Genomic DNA, 17,857 nt, shown 5'->3' with positions numbered 1-17,857 from the left:
AGGGTGAACACAAAGTGAAGAAATACAGTGCTTATATAAACGGAGAATTTATTCAAGGCAGCAGTCAAATGAATATCACGTACCCAAGAACGGGTGAAGTCGTAGCCCAAGTCTCTTCCTGCAGTACAGAAGAAACAGAGCACGCTGTTTCTTGCGCTAAACAAGCTTTTAAAGAGTGGAAGCTTCGTCCGTCATATGACCGGGCTGAACAAATTAAAAAATTTTTAACGAACATGAAAACAGAAGAACATATTGAACACATCGGAACAGCCATTACACAGGAAATGGGAAAACCCTTAAATGCAGCGAAATCAGAGGTGTTTTACGGAGCAGAGCTTGGTGAGTACCAAACTCAGTGGGCAAGACGCATTGAAGGTCACGTAGTAGACAGCGATAACGTAAAGGAGAAAATTATTTCTTATAAAGAGCCTCTTGGCGTAGTCGTGGTAATTGTACCTTGGAATTTTCCGATTTATGTGCTGATGAGAAAAATTGTACCGGCGCTTGTCGCAGGTAATACGGTTGTGGTCAAGCCGAGCGTAAAATCTTCTTTATCTGCTTTAGCATTAGCGGAGTGCATTCATCAATCCGGCTTTCCAAAAGGTGTTATTAATATTGTGACAGGTATGGATGACATTGTAGGAGAAACGTTAACCTCATCTCCTGATGTAAACATGGTGACATTTACCGGAAGTACTAAAGTAGGAAAAGGTATTATGGAAAAATGTTCTCGTCATATGATTCGTACATCACTTGAATTAGGCGGAAAAGCACCTGCTATTGTAATGGAAGATGCGGATATTGATTTAGCGGTTGAAGCAATCAAGGGAGGCAGGTTAGCTAACTCCGGTCAAGTCTGCAATAACACTGAGCGTGTGTACGTTCATAAAAGTGTAAAAGAAGCGTTTACTACTAAACTATTGAAAGCGTTTCAAAATGTAGAGATAAAAGATGGTTTGGCTAATCCAGATGCAGAAATGAGCTGTCTCATTAACAAATCTGAAGCGAACCGCGTTCATCAAATGGTACTTGAGGCCGTAGAAGAAGGAGCCGCTGTATTATGCGGAGGCTATTTGCTAGAGGAATTAGGAGAAAGCTTTTATCCACCAACGCTATTAGATCAGTGTACGCAACAAATGAATATCGTGCAAAAAGAAGTGTTTGGGCCCGTTCTTCCCATTATTTCGTTTGAATCACTTGAAGAAGCAATTAATCTAGCGAATGATTCTGAATACGGATTAACCGCTAATGTATATACATCTAGCTACCATTATGTAATGGAGCTAACTACGCAGCTAGAATGCGGTGAAGTATACGTGAACCGCCAGCAGGGCGAAGCATATCAAGGCTATCACTCCGGCTGGAAGCAATCGGGGATCGGCGGAGACGATGGCAAACATGGATTTGAAGAGTTTTTACAAGTGAAAACAGTTTATATGAAATTTTAATTTTAAAAAGCAGGTGAGCACAGGTGGAGAAAACGCGTGTGGAGGAAGATAGTTTTGGAAAAGTTGAGCTCCCGGCAGAGATTTTGTACGGCATTCACACGGCCAGGACAATTGAGAATTTATCATTTTCTAATAAAAGATTGCATGAATATCCGGACTACGTGCATGCACTGTTAATCGTAAAAAAAGCAGCTGCCTTAACAAACGTAGAAGCTGGAGTAATTCCAAAAGAAATGGGAGACTCCATATCAAATGCATGTGACCAATTGCAAAGCTCCGCTTATCACCATCATTTTTTGATTGATGTGCTGCACGGCGGAGGCGGTATCGGGACGAATATGAATGTGAATGAAGTAATAGCAGGATGGATAAACCAGCAGTGCCCACATCATCTTCCTATTCATCCTATTGAACATGTAAATGCATCTCAATCAACTTCTGATGTGTGTCATACCGCTATCCGAATTGCGATTATTAAAAGCTATCATTATTTAGAAAAAGAAATGGAGCATCTCCATTCTATTCTTCAAAAAAAGATGGAAGAGTTCAAGCCTGTGGTGACAATCGCAAGGACTTGCTTGCAAGACGCGATGAGTATTTCGCTTAGTGATACATTCAGCGGATATGAAGCGGTTCTTTCACGGCGTACGCGCTATTTAAAAAGAGCGGTAGAAGAACTGCACGCTGTTAATCTTGGAGGTACGGTTATTGGCTCCGGATCGGGAGCATCAGAGATATACCGAAGTAAAGTCGTTCAGCAGCTGTCACGTCTATCTGGTATGCAGCTTTACCACCGCGCTAATTTATTTGATGCAGCACAGAATATTGATGATCTTGCTAATGTTTCGAACGAATTAAAGCAGCTGGCTACGTCTTTTATAAAGTTTGCTAAAGATTTAAGGCTGCTCTCTTCTGGACCAGAAGCTGGCTTTGGCGAAATTCAATTACCATCTGTTCAAGCAGGTTCCTCATTCTTTCCAGGCAAAGTCAATCCTGTGGTACCTGAAACCTTAATTCAATGCTGTTTTCAAGTGCTAGGATGTGACAGAATCGTTCAAGCTGCTCTTGAACACGGAGAATTAAATTTAAATGTATTCGAAGGAGCCGCTGGAATTAATATTTTAGATAGCATTCAGTTTTTAACCAGCGCTGTAAGAAGTTTTTCGACGCTTTGCGTGCAGGATTTATCAGCCAATTCAGAGCGCTGTCAGCAGCTTTCTCAATCGCGTATTCCGTTGATTGTTGAAATGAAAGAAAAATATGGCTATAGCCGCGTTGCAGGTAGTTTAAAAGAAGCAGGCTATGAAGGGCTGAAAAAATGGAGGAAATGTGAATATGACAAAACTAAATGAAAAAACCTTATTTAAAGGAATGGAACAACCTGCATTATTATGGGCAAAAGAGTGGCTGAAAGAACCTAAAAAACTCTATATCAACGGGGAGTGGAAAGAAAGTTCAAGCGGTGAACTAATTGATTCTATTAACCCTGCAAACGGAGAAATTAATGGCCAAATTCAAAGTGCAGCAAAACAAGATATCGATGAAGCAGTAGCTTCAGCTAGACACGCGTTTGACCACGGTCCCTGGCCAAGCGTTACAAGAAAAGAACGCGCGCGAATTTTAAGAGAAATAAGCAGTTTAATTAAAAAACATCAAGCAGAGCTCGCCACATTGGAGTCTCTTGATAACGGCAAGCTTTATACAGAATCGTACCATGACGATGTACAAGAAGCGTCGGATTTATTTGAGTATTACGCTGGCTGGACGGATAAATATTACGGTGAAAACAATCCGGTGGAAGGAGATTTCGTGAGTTATACAACGCGCGATCCAATCGGCGTATGCGGTCAAATTGTACCATTTAACTTTCCAATCGATATGGCCGCATGGAAACTAGCGCCGGCTCTAGCGATGGGCAACACCATTATTTTAAAGCCCTCTAGCACGACATCTTTTTCTGCGATTCGTTTAGTAGAAATCATCGATGAAGCAAACATCTTACCGCCAGGTGTTTTAAATTTAATTTTAGGAAAAGGATCGATCGGTTCTCATATCAGCCGTCATATGGGAGTTGATAAAGTATCTTTTACCGGAAGCACAGGAGTAGGCAAACAGTTGGTTCATGATTCTGCCGACTCTAATTTAAAGCCTGTGACCCTTGAGCTTGGAGGCAAATCACCAAATATCATCTTTAGCGATGCACCCGATTTGGATGCTGCGATTGAACGTTCTTTTTACGGCTTGTTTACACATAAAGGAGAAAAATGCTCAGCGCCTACTCGCTTGTTAGTACAGCGTGACATTTACGAGCAGGTAGTTGATAAGTTAGCAGATTATGCAAATAGCTACAAGTGCGGCAGTCCTTTCGATCCTGATTCAGATCAAGGAGCCCAAGTCTCTGAATCTCATATGCAGTCAATCTTACACTATATCGAGAGCGGTATACGTGAAGGAGCTACGCTAGCAGCGGGCGGAGAGCGCGATGTGAGTGGAGATAATAAGCACGGGTATTTTATCCGTCCTACTATTTTTGCAGATGTTGATAATAAGATGACCATTGCACAAGAAGAAATTTTTGGTCCTGTACTGTGTGTAATTCCGTTTGATACAGAAGATGAAGCGGTGCAAATTGCGAATGATACGATTTATGGTTTAGCAGCTGGACTCTGGACAAAAGATGTGTCAAGAGCCAATCGTGTAGCCAAGAAACTAGAAGCAGGCATGGTTTTTATCAATAAATACGGCTGCTATGATTTTGCCAGCCCATTTGGAGGATGGAAACAAAGCGGATGGGGGAAAGAATATGCGATTCATTCTCTTCAATCTTACACAAAAATAAAAGCAATATGGATGGCTTATTAAATTAAAAAGCTGGAGGAAAGTATGATGAAAATGAAAGCAGCGGTCATGACGGGCGTTAATGCGCCTCTTGAAATTTTAGCGGTGGATTTAGGAGCGCCAAAAGCCAATGAAGTACTTGTGAAAATAGAAGCAACGGGCGTGTGCCACAGTGATTTAAATGCTTTAGAAGACTCTTCAACACCAACACCTACTATTTTAGGTCACGAAGGTGCAGGTATTGTAACGGCAGTCGGTTTAAACGTGAAAACGGTAAAAGTAGGAGATAAAGTAGCGCTTAGCTGGGTTCCTTACTGCGGCACGTGTGAGTTTTGTGTGACAGGGGCCGTACATCTGTGTGATTCGGCTTTTGGACCGATGTTTAACGGAACGCTGTTAGACGGTACCTCTCGATTAAGTAAAGATGGAGAGCTGGTTTTTCATAACTCGCTGCTTTCCACTTTTGCTGAATATGCGGTGGTGCCGGAAATGTCTTGTATTAAACTTCCTGATGAAATGCCGATGGCTCAAGCCTCTTTAATTGGATGCGGTGTAGCGACTGGGTACGGAGCAGCTGTGAACGCCGCAAAAGTTACGCCGGGATCGACGGTAGCCGTCTTTGGCATCGGAGGGGTAGGGGTTAATGCTATTCAAGGGGCTCGGATTGCGGGAGCAAGTAAAATTATTGCATGCGATGTCAAACCAGCTAATTTGGAACTTGCTAAAACATTCGGAGCTACTCATACGATAAATGTAGCTTCAGAAGAAGCAAGCGAAGCTTTAAAAGCTTTAACAGGAGGACATGGCGTCCATTTCGCGATTGATTGCACCGGTCATACAAAAGCTACTGAATCTGCTTGGGAAGGAACGAGAAAAGGAGGTACGGTAGTTGTAGTAGGAGCTTTTAACCCATCCATGTCTATTAATTTACCAGGCGGAGGCTTTCATCGTGTCGGCAAAGTGTTAAAAGGAAGCTTTTACGGAGACACGCAGCCGTTTCGTGATTTTCCTAAAATTGCTCAGCTTTATTTAGACGGAAAATTTATGTTAGACGAACTGATTCTTGGACGCATGCAGCTTGATGATATTAACGAAGCTTTTCAGTCATTTCATGATTGTAATTGTGTAAACGTAGGCCGGTCAGTGATTGAATTTCCGTCGATTGTATCCCAAGCCTCGCTAGAAAACGGAGATGAATTTGACATTGTTTCATAATGTAAATGAGCTAAGAGAGGAGAAAAACAATGAATTCAGTATTTGAATTTACTACAAAAACAAGCATAGCGTATGGACTAGACCGGGTTTTGCAAATTGGAAAAGATGTTGAAGCAGTGAGCGGTGAAAAAAGAGCCGTGTTAGTGACAGACCCAGGGGTAATCAAAGTTGGTTTAGCAGACACCGTATTGAAAGCGCTCCAAAATGAAGGGGTAGAGACGTTTGTTTTTCATGATGTGAAAAGTGATCCTACGGCCGCTTCTATTGATGCGGCTGCCCAGCTCATTCGTGAACATCAGATAAAGTGCGTCATTGGTCTTGGAGGAGGCTCAGCTATGGACGTGGCTAAAATGGCTGCGCTAGTTGCAGGGGATCAGTATGAAACGATGCACTATGCTTTAATGGCCAATCCTTTTGCAAAAAAGAAAGTGAAAACGATTATGCTTCCAACTACTTCAGGAACGGGAGCGGAAGTAACAAGCACGGTTGTATTTTCTACTCACGATCAAGTAAAGGTATGGGCGTGGGATCAAGACATGGCACCGGAACTAGCGATATTAGAACCGCGATTTACTGTTAAACTACCGGATTTCTTAACAGCTGCGACTACTTTAGATGCGCTTGTGCATGCAATTGAAGCATGCACAGGCAAGCGTACGAATCCTTTTATTCAAGCGCTGGGCCTTCAAGCAATATCATTGGTGAGTCAACACTTAGAAACGGCGCTGCAGCAGCCTGAAAACTTAGAGGCAAGAGGAAAGATCGCGATTGCAGCAACGCTTGCAGGAATGGCGATTGAACAAGGAGGAACGGGGCTTGCACACTGCATAGGGCATGCGTTAGGAACAGTCGGAAAAATCCATCACGGCCGCGCGGTTTCAATTGCTTTGCATGCTGTATACGACTGGAACATTGAAGGTGCAGTGGAACTGTACGCAGAGGTAGCAAAAGCTTTGGGAGTAAAGAAAGCATTTTCTACGAAGGAAGAACTTGCTTATGCAGGTGCAGAAGAATTTAAGCGTCTAGTAGCTGTAAGTGGATTAAACCTTGCGATTGGAGATAGGGATGAACTCTCTGTGAATATCTCTAACTTTGTGGACGTGATGCTTTCCGTTGAAAATGAACCGATGAGAGTAAATAATGCCCGTTTTGCCAGCGAAGAGGATCTACAGCAGTTTGCACATGCAATTATAAGTATAGGAGCGTCGAAAGTTTGATAGAAGCACATACCGCTTGCAAGAAGCGGTATGTAACATCTCATTAATCAGGCAGGAGGAAGCGTAATGAAAAAGATCAGACATGCTGTATTTTGGCCTCCATTTTTATTGTTAATTGGAGCTGCATTACTAAGTTTTACAAACCGTGAAACCTTTACGACAGTTACGACTAATGCAAATAATTGGGTTATTTCTAACTTAGGCTGGCTGTTTAGCATTAGCGGGCTGCTGATGGTAATCGCATGCATTGGTGTTTACTTTTCACCGCTTGGCAATGTTAAAATAGGGGGGCCTGACGCAAAACCCTTTCTTAAATTCGGCAACTGGTTTGCGATTACCTTATGTACAACCATAGCTGCAGGCGTTACGTTTTGGGGAATTGTGGAACCGATCTACCACGTATCTGCACCTCCTGAATCGTTAGGAATTAAACCGAATTCTCCAGAAGCAGCCATTTTCTCGATGTCTTCTATGTACCTTCACTGGACCATTTCGCCGTATGCAATTTATTGCGTACCTGCAATTGTATTTGCATTTGCTTATTACAATATGAAAAAACCGTTCAGTCTAGGATCTACGCTAGCTCCAATTTTAGGGGATAAAATTAACGGGAAAACAGGGAAAATAATTGATGCGGTATGTTTGTACACTCTTGCTCTTGGGATGGCCTCTTCTCTTGGAACGAGTGTTTTAAATTTAGCAGGAGGCGTTAATCATTTGAGCGGTATTGCCAGCAACCCTTTACTGTGGGCGATTATAACGGCTGCCGTTACCATTACCTTTATTTTATCCGCATCAAGCGGCTTAATGAAAGGAATTAGAATTTTATCAGATATTAATATGAAAGCGTTCTACGGCATTGCCATTTTTATATTTATTGTAGGACCAAGCTCTTATATTTTAAATTTAGGGACGGAGTCGGCGGGTAATTATTTTACTCATTTTTTTGAAAAAAGCTTATTTACAGGAGCGGCAGCAGGTGATACGTGGCCGCAGTCATGGACTACTTTTTATTGGGCAAGCTGGTTTTCATGGGCAGCTATCACCGCATTATTTTTAGGAAGAATTGCATACGGATATAAAGTGAAAACGATGATTCTTGTGAACTTTATTTTACCAGCCTTTTTTGGAGGCGTATGGATGACGATATTTGGCGGAACATCGATTCATATGCAAATGACAGGAGGGAAGCTCGCAGATATTATGGCACAAAACGGGCCTGAAGCCGTTTTGTATGCAGTATTTGCTGCTTTACCGTTCGCTAAATTTGTTATTCCGTTCTACTTGTTTATCGTGTTCATTTCATTCGTGACAGCGGCAGATTCTAATATGGAAGCGATGGGCGGAATCAGTTCATCGGGAATTTCTCCGCAAAGTCCGTCTCCGGGCATTATGATTAAAGTAGTATGGGGTGTCACTGTAAGTTTAGTGGGATGGGTGATGATTAGTTTTGCAAAATTAGATGGAATTAAAATGTTAGCCAATCTAGGAGGAGTTCCTGCGCTGTTTTTAGGTATAGGTGTTCTTATTGCATTAGTCAAAATTGCTCAAAATCCAGCCAAATACGATCGAACGACAAAGGTAGATAAAAACGCTGCAATTAAAGATGCAGATGAAACAAAAGCTGTATAAATAAAAGCAAGGAGGGCTTACTCCTTGCTTTTTTTACGTTTTAATCGGCAGGCTCAGTATCAACATGCGATTCAATTTTTTTCTCTTTCGGCAATTGATCAATAGAAGCCCAAGGCACGCGCCGAGGCTTATATTCAATCGCATCAGTAGAGTAAACGGCCACGCTTATGACTCCCCCGTGCACCTGCGCTCGAATCAACAAAGGATCACTATACGTATTTTTAAAATGAAAGTCAGGTCCATACCAGCTGACGGTAGCGTCTCGTCCAGGAGGTACGTAGGAAACACTGCGACTGTGTGAGTAACGCTGTGTAATCGTTACGCCAGCGTTATCGACGGCGTTAAATAAAGTAGAAGAAACTTGGCAAATTCCTCCTCCAACTCCTTCAGAATACTCTCCTTTTACAATGATTGGCGCACGCATATACCCTTTTGCTGCCGTTCTTTTTCCGACGGTTTGATTAAAAGAGAAAACTTCCCCAGGAAATATAACGCTGCTGTCTAGTGATTCAGCTGCAAGAGAAATATTGTGAGAACGATTTTTATTATGAGGGTTAAATACCGTATGATAATGACCGATTTGCTTAATTCGAATCGTTGCAAGCAGCTCTTTATCTACGCGAGGCGGAACAGGAAGCGTCGGGATTTCTAATGTTGACGTACCGCCGTTAAAAAAATAAGTATAAAATTTCTCCGCAAAATCTTTATGATATAGTTTGACACCCGCTTGCTCAGGAACAATCTGTCCGCTTTTATCAATGCGGGCATTTATGGGCTCTCTATATGTTTTTTTATCCAATTCTTTTAGAAGAAGATTGTATCGATCATGATCAACCATAGGGAGAGGAAGAAGAGGCACGGCCACTTTGTCCCGTTCAATCCGTTCAATTGGTTTACCGTCATGAGTAATAGATAGGTGGTCTTGTGTAGAAAGAGGTTGAATGAGCATTAAAAGTCCAACCATCCAAGTGAAATTCATATCATATACCTCGCTTTCACCTGTTAGTATGAATAAAATGAACCGTTTAATGTATAAGATTCACAAGCTCTTTTTTGTATTATTTTCCATGAGCTTAGCGTGTAAAAATTTCTATTTATAATTGTCTGTGTACTTTCGCATATTACATAGAGAAACTACAAGGTAATGAGGGTAGACAATGACAAAATTAATGATTTTAGTCTTTATGCTTATTAGTTTTTTTGTGCATCCCCAAAAGATGAAAGCAGAAGAAAACCTTACGTACTTTCCGGTAAGTGACACAGGAAAAGTATTAAAGTGGAAACGTGTAGAAAGCTTACTGCCGAAGGGGAAAAAATTTAAAGTGATCGATGTGGAAACCGGTTTTTACTTTTACGTGCAGCGAAGAGCAGGCTCACACCATGCAGATGTTCAACCGCTTACACGTCAAGATACGAAAGTAATGAAGCACTTATATAACGGTAAATGGAGCTGGAACCGAAGAGCTGTTCTCATTCCGTTTAAAGGTCAAATGCTTGCCGCTTCCATGAACGGAATGCCTCACGGAGCCGGTGCGCTTGACAATGGATTCCCCGGTCATTTTTGCATTCATTTTGCAGGAAGTACGACTCACAAGTCTCAAAATGTAGATCCAGGTCATCAGTTAATGGTATTAAAAGCAGGAGGAAAGCTTGATGAATATGCATTAAAAGCTGAGCCGACAGAAGTCGTCAATATGTTTTTAACCGGATTAAAGCAAGATGACGATGCCTTAATGCAGCCGGTTTTGCGCGTAAAGCAAGAGCATAAGCTATGGGCAAAGCTGCATAGTATCTCCACCATTTATTATAAAACGGACTTATTTCATGCAAAAAAGTATAAAACAAAAGAGAAAATCTCCGTAGATTGCCTTATTTATTACGAAAATAAAGGGGCTCACAAGACAACGATGGTTTTTACTTTAAAAAGAAATCCGTTAACAAACGGGTGGGAAATTTCTTCTCTTACATTGTAAGTACTGATTAATGCTTAAAAACACGTCTGACAGAAAACAGATGTGTTTTTAAGCATTTGTTTAGCTCTTTAGTCCTTCGCAATGTTATAGTGTAAAAACGTGCTTACATACGATAGAAAAGAATAAAAAAGGGTATAAGTAATAATATTACTCTTTCTACAAAGAACTCTACAGCACGAAAGGAGAAGGTGTTTATTTTCTCATATTGGTTTAGCCGCTTAGTCGCTGCAGATCCTGGACGAAAAAGGTTCAAAACAGCTTCTAAAGCTACGATCAGTGTCATTACAGCTGTCGTTATTATGCTGATTGTATTAAAAGCAGCGGGAAGCTCTCAAATTACCGCTGCTATTTTAGCAGGCGTAATCGGCCTGATGGGTATATTGGTTGTAAATGATGAAACAACAAAAGCAAAAAAAGTGACAACAGGATTAGTAGCACTTTCTAGCGCCGTTTCTCTTGGAATTGGCTCGTTTTTATCACGATATGGACAAGCAGAAAATGTTTTTCTCGTTCTGCTAGTGTTTTTGTCTTTTTATTTACAGAAATTTGGTATTCGCTATTTCTCTCTGTCGATGGTAGCATTTATGTCGTTTTATTTTGCTTCTATTTTACACGTTACATTTTCTCAGCTGCCGTGGCTGTTAGCTGGCGTTATAGTAGGAGCATGCTGTGCATTTATTTATAATTTTGTTATCTTTAAAGACCGGCCTGCCAACGTACTGAGGTCTTCAATGAAATCGTTTCATATTCAAGTGAATCTGGTGCTTGATTTAATTATTGAGTTAATTCAAAAGAAACAAATTGAACCTGCTCAAATTAAACAATACAACCGCAATATTAAAAAATTAGCGGAGTATGCCCGTGTAGCATCAGAAGAGCTTGGCAATACAGATCCTCACGACATATGGCCTGGCGTAACAGCTGAGCAAATGCGCCTTTATGTATTTGATACAGTGATGCTGCTCCAGACATATTCCCCGGCGATTCGAAAGCTCAGTGAACTAAAGGCATTTAATCATTTTGATATTCAGCAGCTGCTGTTAAAACTAGTGGAATCGATTCGCGAAGCAGAGGTATTAAATGAAAATCCTACTCATTCCTTAACGGATGCAGCTCAGCATCTGCAAGAGCTGCGCCAAAAATTAAGTGAACTCGAACCTCAAGATAAAAGGTATAAAGAGTGGCTTTACTTAATCCGCCGTATCGAAACGATATCAAATCACGTGATTGATGAAGCCTATGAGCTGCAGCAAGCAATTGTGAAACAAGAAAAACAGCCTCAAAAAGAAGCGGAAGAAAAAGAAGACGAAGAGGATAATGATGAGGAAAAAGGATTAAAGCCATCTACGAAAAAGTCTATTCAAGCGGTCATCACTGCTGTTGCGACATTAATATTTGGCTCTTTTTTATCTCCATCGCATCAATATTGGGCGCTGTTAGCAGGCTATCTAGTGCTTCTTGGTACAGAAACGATAGGAAGTACGTTTGTAAAAGCCGTGCAGCGAAGCGTAGGAACGCTTTTAGGAGCAGCTGTTGGCTTTGTTGTCGCAAGCTTTGTCTCACCCGGGATACTTGAAATAACGCTGCTTTTTATCTGTGTGTTTATGGCTTTTTATTTCTTTCCTATTACGTATTCGTTTATGAGCTTTTGGATTACGATGATGCTGGCCTTTATGTATGACATGCTTCTTGGGGGGATTTCAGAGAGTTTATTACTAGCTCGCGTATTAGATACAGTTGTAGGAGTTGGAATTGGTCTAGCCGTATCTGCTCTTGTGTTTCCTAAAAGAACAAGAGATAAAATAACCGACACCTCAGTAGAATACGTAGCGGCTTTAAAAGAATTTGTTCATACTTATTTGCATCGTTTTACGAAGCAGTATGCGTTTGCCAATTTAGCTGATAAAGGAATGAAATTAGAAAAAAAGCTAAAACAGCTTCATGTAGATTCATATCCTATTATCAAAGGTTTCGTTGGCCGTTCACGTCTTCAGCAATTTTTGACCGTCTTTACCGCCATTAATTATTACGCCAAGCATTTGGTAGCTTCTTCTACTAGAAACGAGGCTTTTTACAAGGAAGCAGAATTTCATGGTGTAGTAAAGGAAGTGGAAGAGAAAGTAGCAAGCAACTTCACTCAGCTTGAAAAAGCGTTGCGAGGAGAGCGAGGAACGTATGTATACACGCTTGAAGATGTAAGACAAAAGATTGAACAATCTTTAGATTATTTTGACACGTCCGTTCAATCAAGAAATTTACAGCATCTTCAGCTGCTGCATAACATTTATTACGTATGGAAAATCAATCAATCGGTTGTTCACTTAGCCAAAGAGCTGGGAGCAGAAGAAATAAGTAATGAAGACTAAAAAACCAGCGAATATGTCGCTGGTTTTTTAGTCTGATGAATAAGGTGACGTATCTTTTCTAATCGTTCTCCACGTTGTTTTAAGACCGGCGTAGCTGCCAATTGCGGCGTATCCATAAAAATATCCCATAAACAATCCGGCAATAATATGATGAGGGTGACTGATAAATACTGAAAAAAGCACGCCGACAGCTAAAGCAATAGTCGGAACATATTGCTTTTTAGGATGAAAAAGCCATTTGATCAGCTGTGTCACGATTAATACGACAGGAACACCAATGACTGCGTCCCAAAAATTTGTATGAATTGTAGGGAAATCCATATTCAAGCACCTCGTTAAATGTGTTAGATGTAAGGTTATCTATGCTGCTTACCTTAAAACACTCCAATTAGTTATGAGGTGCTCCAGGTGAATAGTAGTAAGGCGGAATTTTAAGCCAGCCTTTTTGCTGCATCAGACTTTTTACTTTTGATCCTAATATAACCTTTTCAGTGTGGAATTTTAGCCACATCAATCCAATATCCGTTCTAATAGACTGTCCCATGTTCGTGCTGCACATGACGATATTAGAAGCAATTTTTACAGATATTAAGTTAGCGATTTCAGAATCCGTTGCTTTTGCTCCTAATGGAATGCTGTTAGGGTCGGATTTCGGCTTGGTAGCCGGTATTTCAGGAAGCAGAATTCCTTCTTTAACCATTAATTTTTTTAGGGTATCAATCTGAGATTCAGCCAGGTTTTTTGAGTCTTGAAAAAGCTTAAGCAGTTCACTGTTAGTTGTTGTATTAAGACAGGTTTCTAAGGCAGGTACTTCTTCCGCTAAAGCAGTGAAATATAACCAGCATCCCATAGCCTCACCAATATGTGGGGGAGGGGGCGAGTCATCTGTAGAAGAGTTCTTTATATAATCAAGTAGTGTCTCAATGACGTTAATCATAACTTTTCACCCTTTATATAGTTTATGCATCTTCATTATTGCCTTCAGCAGAAAAGGATAAACACAGCTAAGAAATGTTACATATAAAATTGATTATGATGAGTGGAAGAAAAAGCCTCTTACACAGCAAATTACAATGAAATACATTTACTGTCATTACATCTAAAGGTATAAAAATTGCGTCAAGGCGTAATAAATACGTGGGGGCTAGAAAATGAAGTAAATAGAAAAAACTCCTTGCTTATCAAGGAGTCTTTTTATCAGGTTTATTATATCGTTTTTCTCCGATGCTCTCTCCATAAAGAAGTTAGTTCTTCTGACCAATATTTATAATCAAATACCGTTATATTTTTGCTAGGCATAAAAACATTCAAAAGCCAATTAACTCTTAATTTGTCTCTGACGCCTATCGTTTTATCATTTTTACAGCAGCCTTCATCACAAGGTTTATCGTGTATCTTGTAAGGAATATTTTTAACGACTAATCCATTTTTTACACGTTTTGTGTACTCAATTCCTATAATCAAATATATCACTCCTCACAGTAACTCTTATCTTCATAATCATATGTATGAATGACTTCTTTAATGAAAGGGTGAAAGGGAGTAAGTCAAAATAAAAAAGCCCTGCTGTAGGGCTTTTTTATTAAGCAACTTTTGATGCAACGACGATTACTTTGCCGTGATCTAATTCTTCTTCATAGCGTTCAGCTTCTGGCTGTGATAATCCTAATGAACGCATTTTGGCACGAAGTTCGTCTCCTCGAGAACGAAATACGTTCGCAATCGCATCAAAAACACCTTGTTCAGAAAGACCGATATTGTTTGTATTTGTTGCAGCTGTTAAATCCTCGGAGCGATCTTGATGGTGTGCAAGTAAATAAACTTCGTCTTTTGTAAATCCTTCACGCAAAAATTGTTCGATTGTATCTTTTGCCTGTACGCCATTTTCAACTACTTTTACATTTACCATTTCAAAAAACCTCCTTGTATGATAGACAACTTTCTCGAGTACGTTGAGTAATGAAGAGAAGTTTAAGTAACTTATCTCCTTGGTTTGTGTATACACGTTATTGGAAGAGATAAAACCTATTTTCTGAAATTGAGTTAAAAAGCTTAACATAGGAGAAGGGAAAGCAGCGCTGTTATTTTTGAGGAGGATCCTGTGAAGGATAAGCGGGAAGAAGCTTTAGTTAGCCTTTTTCCTGCATCGTTTTTTTTGATCTTTTAAGGTACAGTACAAACTGCAAAAAGCCTGGATCTTAAATAGCTAAGATCCAGGCTTTTTGCATACATAAAAATAGAGAAATTTAAGATGAAAGACGTTCTTTTTGTTTTTCATAAACAGAAGTAGACTCGTTCCATGTATATCGACCATCTTGTAATTGAATGGTTGCGCTGAATGGACAGTCTATTGACGTTTCTGCGTCATCTAAACTACTTTCAAGTAAACTTTTTTTAAAGCGAAGCAAATCCTCTTTTGAAGCAACTCGAAAAACCATTTCTAACGTAAGATCATCGTCCATTGCATTGTGTAATTGACTAATACTTTTGCGGAATTCTTTATTATATTGGAGCATAATTTTAATATCTGCTACGCAAGCAACACCAAACACATCTTTCACAACAGACTCAACCGTTAGCTGAGTTGTGGAAGCATATGTTGAAATATTACGCTGTGGATTTTCTAAATAATAAATCGTTTCTACAGGATGTCTCGTGATAAGCACCTCTTTCCTATTCTTAAGTATACAGGAAAAAAGAATGGAATGGGGAAAGATTTTTAGGAAAGGAGTCCTGACATACATAAAAAGACTGTTTGTAATAGGAAAGAGAGTTATAAATTGAGGGCTTTTCGCTTATCATTTTTGCTATAACCTTAAATCAACGAATTCTGTGCAACTTCCTTTAAGATTTGATAAAATAAAACCCTACGCCTCAATTTCTTCTAACTTAATCCCTCAACTACTATTTCTACTTATTTTAAAGGAGGACGCAATTTTGCAGTTTGAACAAGCTTTAACACATTTACAGTCCTATTTCGGCTATGACTCATTTCGAAAAGGACAGGAAGAGTCGATTCGTTATGTTTTAGAAGGGCACAATACCGCTTGTATTATGCCGACAGGGGGAGGGAAGTCGCTTTGTTATCAGATTCCTTCATTGCTTTTAGAAGGTACAACATTAGTGATTTCTCCGTTGATTTCCTTGATGAAAGATCAAGTGGACACGCTGAACGCAGCTGGTATTCCGGCCACGTATATTAACAGCTCGCTGACGCACACAGAGGTACAGCAGCGCTTAGGAGAAGTGGCGCTTGGCGAATATAAGCTGCTTTATGTAGCACCTGAACGACTGGAGTCTCCGCAGTTTTTAGAGCAGCTTCAAATGCTTCCTATCCCGCTTGTAGCGGTAGATGAAGCGCACTGTATTTCACAGTGGGGCCACGATTTTAGACCGAGTTATTTGCGCATCAATGAACTCATCAGCAAGCTGTCTAACGCTCCGATTGTGATGGGGCTGACGGCTACGGCGACGCCTCAAGTGCGTGAAGATATTTGCCGAGCTCTTCATATTAACGAAGAGTACACGGTGATGACGGGGTTTGAACGTGAAAATTTATCGTTTGCTGTCGTGAAAGGTCAGGATCGAATCAGCTATATCGAGCAGTATATCCGTAAAAATGACCAAGAAGCAGGAATCATCTATGCCGCTACGCGTAAAGATGTTGAAGAGCTTCATGCTAGATTGCAAAAGTCAGGAGTTAACGTATCAAAATACCATGCTGGTATGAATGGGAACAGTCGTGATGAAGAGCAAAACCGCTTTCTGCAAGATGATGTGCAGGTGATGGTGGCTACCTCTGCCTTCGGAATGGGGATCGATAAATCGAATATTCGCTTTGTTCTTCACTATCAGCTTCCGAAAAATATGGAAAGCTATTATCAAGAAGCGGGACGTGCTGGTCGTGACGGACTGCCAAGTGAGTGTATCGTGCTTTATTCACCTCAGGATATTCGCGTGCAGCGCTTTTTAATTGAACAGTCAACGTCGAATCCTAAAAAGCAGATTCAAGATCTTGAAAAGCTGCAAAGTATGGTGAACTACTGTCATACAGAAGGCTGCTTGCAGGCGTATATTCTTCATTATTTTGGAGAAAGTGAAGCGCATGAGTGCGGTCGCTGCAGCAACTGTACGGATGATCGTGTGGAAATAGACGTAACGGTCGATACGCAAAAAGTATTATCTTGTATGATTCGTATGGGCGAACGTTTCGGTAAAATGATGATTGCTCAAGTATTAACGGGTTCTCGAAATAAAAAAGTAGTTGATTTTGGTTTTGATAAACTGAAAACGTACGGCGTCATGAGCGACCGGTCGGCTAAAGAAGTGAGCGATTTTATTGAATATTTGATTTCAGAGCAGTTTATTTTAGTAGGACAAGGGTCATTTCCTACCTTATCCGTAGCGGCCAAAGGAAAAGGCGTGCTTCTTGGTACGGAAAAAGTGATGAGAAAAGAACAAATGGAAGTGAAGCAAATTGTCCAAGACGACGAGCTGTTTGCTCATTTGCGTTCCGTTCGAAAGCAGCTGGCAGACGAAGCGGGCGTGCCTCCTTTTGTTATTTTTTCAGACGATACTCTTCATGATATGTGTTCAAAACTTCCGGTAACCCTTGAACAGTTCGCCAATGTAAAAGGAGTCGGAGAACAAAAACAAGAGCGATACGGAGAACGATTCACGACTGAAATCAAACAGTTTTGTGAAGAAAATCCAGATCGAAAGCGAGAAGTTTCAGCGCCTGCTCCGAAAAAAGCAAGAGCGTCATCAAAAGAAGGCTCTCACTTAATGACGTATGAGCTATTTCAGCAAGGAAAATCGTTAGATGAAATTGCAGCAGAACGTGAGTTGAGCCGCATTACCATTGAAAATCATTTGTTTAAATGCGCGGAAGAAGAAAAAGAAATTGACTGGTCACCTTTTCTTTCAGAGGAGGACGAACAGCTTATTTTAGAAGCTGCTTCCTCAGTAGGCGATGAAAAGTTAAAACCAATTAAAGAAGAATTACCTGAAAACATCACTTATTTTATGATTAAAGTAGCGTTATTCAAACGAAAAATGAAGCAGCTATCTTAAACAAAAAGCTCCTATTAAAGGAGCTTTTTGTGTTGAATAAGCGAGTTTACTGATAAAATAGAAGGTATAAATATTTGAAAAATCAGATTAAATAA

15 protein-coding genes are annotated in these 17,857 nt (G+C 40.4%); 9 read left to right on the top strand and 6 right to left on the bottom strand.

Annotation, left to right across the window (positions count from 1 at the left end):
* Window positions 1-14: 14 nt before the first annotated feature.
* The 6 genes from aldA to ACFX40_RS14950 all read left to right on the top strand — a co-directional run bounded on the left by aldA (window position 15) and on the right by ACFX40_RS14950 (window position 8,350).
* Window positions 15-1,448 carry an aldehyde dehydrogenase gene (aldA, locus tag ACFX40_RS14975; RefSeq protein WP_377255437.1) on the top strand — a complete coding sequence of 478 codons (1,434 nt, stop codon included), beginning with the start codon at window positions 15-17 and terminating at the stop codon, window positions 1,446-1,448.
* 23 nt (window positions 1,449-1,471) lie between these two features.
* Window positions 1,472-2,800: a lyase family protein gene (locus tag ACFX40_RS14970; RefSeq protein WP_377255434.1), complete on the top strand. Its 1,329-nt coding sequence runs from the start codon at window positions 1,472-1,474 to the stop codon at window positions 2,798-2,800.
* Entirely contained in the window at window positions 2,784-4,310 is a 1,527-nt protein-coding gene (locus tag ACFX40_RS14965) for an aldehyde dehydrogenase family protein (RefSeq protein WP_230932577.1), read from the top strand. The genes ACFX40_RS14970 and ACFX40_RS14965 overlap by 17 nt, the downstream gene beginning before the upstream one ends.
* A 21-nt stretch (window positions 4,311-4,331) precedes the next feature.
* The gene (locus ACFX40_RS14960) at window positions 4,332-5,501 is read left to right on the top strand and encodes a Zn-dependent alcohol dehydrogenase (RefSeq protein WP_377255431.1); all 1,170 of its coding nucleotides are present in this window, start codon (window positions 4,332-4,334) and stop codon (window positions 5,499-5,501) included.
* Between the two features lie 29 nt (window positions 5,502-5,530).
* A complete protein-coding gene (locus ACFX40_RS14955) occupies window positions 5,531-6,718 on the top strand; it encodes an iron-containing alcohol dehydrogenase (protein ID WP_377255428.1) in 1,188 nt (395 codons plus the stop codon).
* Between the two features lie 66 nt (window positions 6,719-6,784).
* Window positions 6,785-8,350: a BCCT family transporter gene (locus tag ACFX40_RS14950; protein ID WP_116516326.1), complete on the top strand. Its 1,566-nt coding sequence runs from the start codon at window positions 6,785-6,787 to the stop codon at window positions 8,348-8,350.
* 40 nt (window positions 8,351-8,390) lie between these two features.
* Here the strand turns inward: ACFX40_RS14950 and ACFX40_RS14945 are convergent, their stop codons facing one another.
* A complete protein-coding gene (locus ACFX40_RS14945) occupies window positions 8,391-9,329 on the bottom strand; it encodes a VanW family protein (RefSeq protein WP_377255425.1) in 939 nt (312 codons plus the stop codon).
* 178 nt (window positions 9,330-9,507) lie between these two features.
* On the opposite strand from ACFX40_RS14945, the gene ACFX40_RS14940 reads away from it, so the two are divergent.
* Complete coding sequence (locus tag ACFX40_RS14940; RefSeq protein ID WP_377255422.1) at window positions 9,508-10,323, top strand: hypothetical protein; 816 nt, start codon at window positions 9,508-9,510, stop codon at window positions 10,321-10,323.
* 188 nt (window positions 10,324-10,511) lie between these two features.
* A complete protein-coding gene (locus ACFX40_RS14935) occupies window positions 10,512-12,689 on the top strand; it encodes an FUSC family protein (RefSeq protein WP_377255419.1) in 2,178 nt (725 codons plus the stop codon).
* Window positions 12,690-12,716: 27 nt separating this feature from the next.
* On the opposite strand, the gene ACFX40_RS14930 is transcribed toward ACFX40_RS14935, so the two are convergent.
* The 5 genes from ACFX40_RS14930 to ACFX40_RS14910 form a co-directional block, all read right to left on the bottom strand.
* Window positions 12,717-13,010: a hypothetical protein gene (locus tag ACFX40_RS14930; RefSeq protein WP_025752303.1), complete on the bottom strand. Its 294-nt coding sequence runs from the start codon at window positions 13,008-13,010 to the stop codon at window positions 12,717-12,719.
* 67 nt (window positions 13,011-13,077) lie between these two features.
* Window positions 13,078-13,626, bottom strand: a complete 549-nt coding sequence (locus ACFX40_RS14925) for a DUF3231 family protein (RefSeq protein WP_377255417.1) — start codon at window positions 13,624-13,626, stop codon at window positions 13,078-13,080.
* 269 nt (window positions 13,627-13,895) lie between these two features.
* On the bottom strand, window positions 13,896-14,162 hold the full coding sequence (locus ACFX40_RS14920) for a hypothetical protein (RefSeq protein WP_230586558.1): 267 nt from the start codon (window positions 14,160-14,162) through the stop codon (window positions 13,896-13,898).
* A 109-nt stretch (window positions 14,163-14,271) separates the two neighbouring features.
* Complete coding sequence (locus tag ACFX40_RS14915) at window positions 14,272-14,598, bottom strand: YflT domain-containing protein (protein ID WP_013056955.1); 327 nt, start codon at window positions 14,596-14,598, stop codon at window positions 14,272-14,274.
* Between the two features lie 337 nt (window positions 14,599-14,935).
* Complete coding sequence (locus ACFX40_RS14910; protein ID WP_013056956.1) at window positions 14,936-15,355, bottom strand: hypothetical protein; 420 nt, start codon at window positions 15,353-15,355, stop codon at window positions 14,936-14,938.
* Window positions 15,356-15,626: 271 nt separating this feature from the next.
* On the opposite strand from ACFX40_RS14910, the gene recQ reads away from it, so the two are divergent.
* Window positions 15,627-17,762: a DNA helicase RecQ gene (gene recQ, locus ACFX40_RS14905; protein ID WP_377255414.1), complete on the top strand. Its 2,136-nt coding sequence runs from the start codon at window positions 15,627-15,629 to the stop codon at window positions 17,760-17,762.
* The last annotated feature ends 95 nt before the right edge of the window (window positions 17,763-17,857 follow it).

Origin of the sequence: Priestia sp. YIM B13552, from assembly GCF_042787775.1 — a bacterium.
Taxonomy (GTDB): Bacteria; Bacillota; Bacilli; order Bacillales; family Bacillaceae_H; genus Priestia; species Priestia megaterium_E.
Note: the sequence above shows the minus strand (reverse complement) of the source record. Positions and strands in the feature narration are given on the sequence as shown.